The 4,033-nt window shown below is 66.1% G+C and carries 6 protein-coding genes; all 6 read left to right on the plus strand.

Features of this window, described 5'->3' with window-relative positions:
* Nucleotides 1–1,325: cbb3-type cytochrome c oxidase subunit I (locus tag ACU5AP_RS16010; protein ID WP_446681529.1), on the plus strand; the 1,325-nt coding region annotated here is incomplete at its 5' end.
* Complete coding sequence (locus ACU5AP_RS16015) at nt 1,322–1,618, plus strand: hypothetical protein (RefSeq protein ID WP_446681530.1); 297 nt, start codon at nt 1,322–1,324, stop codon at nt 1,616–1,618. The genes ACU5AP_RS16010 and ACU5AP_RS16015, both read left to right, overlap by 4 nt.
* A gap of 96 nt (nt 1,619–1,714) precedes the next feature.
* Nucleotides 1,715–1,939: a hypothetical protein gene (locus ACU5AP_RS16020; RefSeq protein WP_446681531.1), complete on the plus strand. Its 225-nt coding sequence runs from the start codon at nt 1,715–1,717 to the stop codon at nt 1,937–1,939.
* Nucleotides 1,940–1,953: 14 nt separating this feature from the next.
* On the plus strand, nt 1,954–2,352 hold the full coding sequence (locus ACU5AP_RS16025; RefSeq protein ID WP_446681532.1) for a DUF2231 domain-containing protein: 399 nt from the start codon (nt 1,954–1,956) through the stop codon (nt 2,350–2,352).
* Nucleotides 2,349–3,668 carry a PQQ-dependent sugar dehydrogenase gene (locus tag ACU5AP_RS16030; protein WP_446681533.1) on the plus strand — a complete coding sequence of 440 codons (1,320 nt, stop codon included), beginning with the start codon at nt 2,349–2,351 and terminating at the stop codon, nt 3,666–3,668. The genes ACU5AP_RS16025 and ACU5AP_RS16030 overlap by 4 nt, the downstream gene beginning before the upstream one ends.
* Before the next feature lie 169 nt (nt 3,669–3,837).
* Nucleotides 3,838–4,033, plus strand: a 196-nt coding sequence (locus tag ACU5AP_RS16035) for a hypothetical protein (RefSeq protein WP_446681534.1), incomplete at its 3' end; no start/stop codon positions are given.

Raw genomic sequence — 4,033 nt, forward strand, 5'->3', positions numbered from 1 at the left:
TCGCCCACCTGCACTACGTCCTGATCGGCGGCATGGTCTTTCCCATGTTCGCGGCCATCTACTACTGGCTGCCCATGTCCAGCGTCCGGCCGCTGAGCGAGCGCATGGGCAAATGGATATTCTGGCTGATGTTCGCCGGACACAACATCGCCTTCCTGCCCATGCACCTGACGGGGCTGATGGGGATGCCGCGCCGGGTCTACACCTATCTGCCGGGACGCGGCTGGGACCTGGCCAACTTCATCTCGACCATAGGGGCCTTCCTGTTCGGGCTGGCGGTCCTGCTGTGGGTCTTCGACATGATCCGCAACTTCCGCCCCTTCGGCCCGCGCGAGGCGGGCAACATCCACGACGGCCCCGGCCTGGAATGGCTGCCCAGCGGCTATTATTCCGTGCGCTCCGTCCCCGTGGTGAAGAGCCTCTATCCGCTCTGGGAGCAAAAGGGGTTGGCGAAGGAGGTGCAGGAGGGGCGCTGGTTCCTGCCCGGCGCGGCGGGCGGCGAGCGCCAGACCCTGGTCACCAGCCCTCTAAACGCTGAGCCGCAGTATGTCCTGCGCCTCCCGCGCCCGTCCCCCTGGCACGTTTTCGGCGCGGTCTTCACCGCCGGTTTCTTCCTGATCCTGACCATCCAGGCCTATGCCGCCGCGGTGATCAGCGGGGTGCTGGCGATCTACTGCATCATGCGCTGGTGCTGGTTCCTGGATGCGCCCTACAGTCGCAAGACCACGGACATCGGGGCGGGCGTCCGCATGCCCAACTATGTTTCGGGGCCGTCCAGTCATGGCTGGTGGGCCATGGTGATCGTGCTGATCGTCGGCGGCATGGTCTGCCTGCTGGCGGGCTTCTCCTATGTCTTCCTGTGGAGCCGACGGCCGGATCTGTGGCAGGCGCCGCCGCAGACGGCGTCGATGATACTGCACCTCGGAGCCCTGGCCCTGGCGGGGCTGTGCGCCGCAGCCGCGCCGCGCGTGTTGCGCCGGGCGAGGAGGGGAGCGGAGACGCTCGCCACGGCTCTCCTGCTCGTCAGCGCCATCGGCGTCGCGACGGCGACAGGGTTGGAGCTTCGGGCTTGGTGGTCCGCTGGCTTGAAGCCGGACGCTGCCAGTCAGGGCGCCGCTGTCTTCGCTCTTCTGGGCTGGGCGGGGACTTTCGCGGGGATCGGGGCCTTGATGGGACTCTATATCCTGTTGCGTCGAACGTTCGGACGGCTGTCGGCCGACCGGCCCTCCACGGTCGATCTGATCGGCCTCTTCCTGGCTTATACGGCGGGGCAGGCGGCGATGGTCGTGCTGCTGATCCGGCTGTTTCCGGGCGGCGGATCGTGAAGCGCTGGCTGGCCATGACGGCGGGCCTGATGATCTGGGCCGCGCACTTTCTCGGTCTCTATCTGCTGGCCAGCGCCGCAGACGTCTGGTCGTCGACCGAGGCGGCCGCTGGGCGCTGGATAGGGCTGGGCTTCAGCCTTCTGTGTCTGGCGCTGATCGCCGTCGTGGCCGTCGTCATGGCGCGGCGTCCTGTCCCCGATGGGCCGGGCCTTTGGGAGCGACGCGTGGCCCTGACTGGCGCTTTCGTCGCCGCCGTCGGGGTGACGTGGCAGACGACGCCGCTGGCGTTCTGAGAAATCTAATCTGCGGCCCATCGTTGACCTGCGTCATATCGCTCGGGCTCGGAACCGCATGGCCTGGGGCCGATTGGGTCAGGCAAAGGAGGAGCCATGAACCAGACCCATGTCATCGAACGCGCTTTTGCAATCGCCGAGCGAGACCACGCCTGCCTTAAAGTCAGCGACGTGCGCGAAGCGCTTTCCCGGGAAGGCTATACGATCAGCGATCTGATGCATCTGGAAGGCTGGAGCATCCGCGAGCAACTGAGGCGGCGGATGAGGGCGCGTGGTTCCCGCGCGATCGGTCGCATCGAATTCGCCGAGAGCCGGCCGTGACCGGGACGGCTGGCTTGGGCCGGGCCGTGCAGGGACTGATTCTGAGCGGTCCAGTGGCCCTATTCAGCCTCGGAACGGCGACGGATGCGGCCTATCTTCGGACCGCGGAGATGCAGTGGAGCAACTTCTCTTCCTGGGCGATTGTCGGCGGCCTGATGTTTGGCGGAGCCGCTTTCGTGTGGAGCCTGATCGACCTGGCCTGGGGCCGTCGCGGCGTCTTGCGTCTTCTGTACAGCGGCGCTCTCGGGGCCCTGTGTCTTGTCGGCTTGGCGAACGCCTTCAAGCATAGCCAGGACGGTTGGAGTTCCGTCGGCGCCCTTGGCTTCACCCTGTCCGCTTTATGCTGCGGGCTGGCCCTGATCGCGGGATGGCTGCGCTATTCCGGAATCCTGGACGAGGAGGCGAGCCGATGATCCGCAGAAACGTCCTTCTGTACGGCGTCTTGGGAGGCGTCGTGGCTCTGGCCGCCTGCGGTCAAAGCGAAAAAGGCATCAATGAAGTCGGGCCGAAGCCCGACTTGCCGGAGATTCGGGAAACCCTGCTGCCGCCGATGCGTATCGCCAAGCCTGTCGGGTGGGGCGATGAAACGCCGCGCGCGCCCGAGGGCTTCGTGGTGACGGCCCTGGCTACGGACCTGCGTATTCCACGTCAGATGCTCGTCCTGCCTAACGGAGACATCCTCGTGGCCGAGGGGCGGGGCGGCGGCGCGCCGGCCTTGAGGCCCAAGGACGTCATCGCCGGGGTCATCAAGAAGCAGGGCAACACCAAGGTGAACGGCGGCGACCGTATCACCTTGCTGCGCGACGCCGATAACGACGGCCGCGCCGAAGTCCGCACAGTCTTCATAGACGGTCTTAACGCCCCTTATGGCCTGGCCTATGTCGATGGCCGCATCTACGTGGCCGAGCAGGATGCTCTGGTCAGCTTCCCCTATGTCGAAGGGCGGACCCGGATCACGGCGCCGCCTGAAGAGGTGACGCGTCTACCGTCCGCGCTCAACCACCACTGGACCAAGGCTCTGACCGCCAGCGCAGACGGTTCGACACTCTATGTCGGCATCGGCTCCAACAGCAACGCCGGCGAGCGGGGCATGGCCGTGGAGGAGGAGCGGGCGGTCGTCTGGGCTGTCGACCGCTCCACAGGCGCGCGCCGAACCATCGCCCGCGGCATTCGCAATCCCACCGCTCTGGCGATTGAGCCGTCGAGCGCCGCCCTTTGGGCCGTGGTGAACGAAAGGGATGAAATCGGGCCGCAACTCGTTCCAGACTATCTGACCTCGGTTCGCGACGGCGCCTTCTACGGCTGGCCATACAGCTACTGGGGACAAAATCTCGACCCGCGCGTGCGGCCCCAGAAGCCCGAACTGGTGGCGACTGCGATAAAGCCGGATTACGCCCTGGGAGCCCATGTGGCCGCCCTGGGACTGTCCTTCGCCCGCGACGGCGGCTTCGGCGGGGCCTTCACCGAAGGGGCCTTCATCGGACAGCACGGGAGCTGGAACCGACAGGATCTGGCGGGGTACAAGGTTGCGTGGGTTCCGTTCTCGGGAGGCCGACCAGCCGGCGAGCCCGTCGATTTTCTGACCGGGTTTCTGACGGACAATGGCGAGGCCCGCGGCCGTCCCGTGGGCGTTTGGTTTGATCCTCAGCGCCGGATTCTGCTGGTGGCCGACGATCTGTCCAACACGGTGTGGCGTGTCGCTCCGGCCGGAATCTCTCCAGCGCGATAGATCCCAGTCAGAAGATAAAGGTCGGGCGGATCATAGCCCTGTGGCATCTCCTTGTTGTTCGCTCGGGCGCCTCGTCCTAGGAGGGGCTTAAAGGTCGGGAGGACAGATTATTCTTACGCGGCGCGAAACATCCTTCGGGCTTCTTGCGGCAGGCCTAGGCTCGTTTTCATTGCCTTCGCTAGGACAGGGCGCCCTGGCGGCGCGGTTGGCGCGGGACGCCGTTCCCTTCGACGCCGCCTTTGATCCCGCCGAGGAAACAACGCTCGCAGACGCTCTCGCCCGCATCATCGGCGATCGCGACATCGTCATGCTGGGAGAATCCAGCCATGGCGACGGGGCCTCCATCCGGTTGCGCGGGCGGCTGG

The sequence above is a fragment of the Brevundimonas sp. RM1 genome (genome assembly GCF_052907225.1).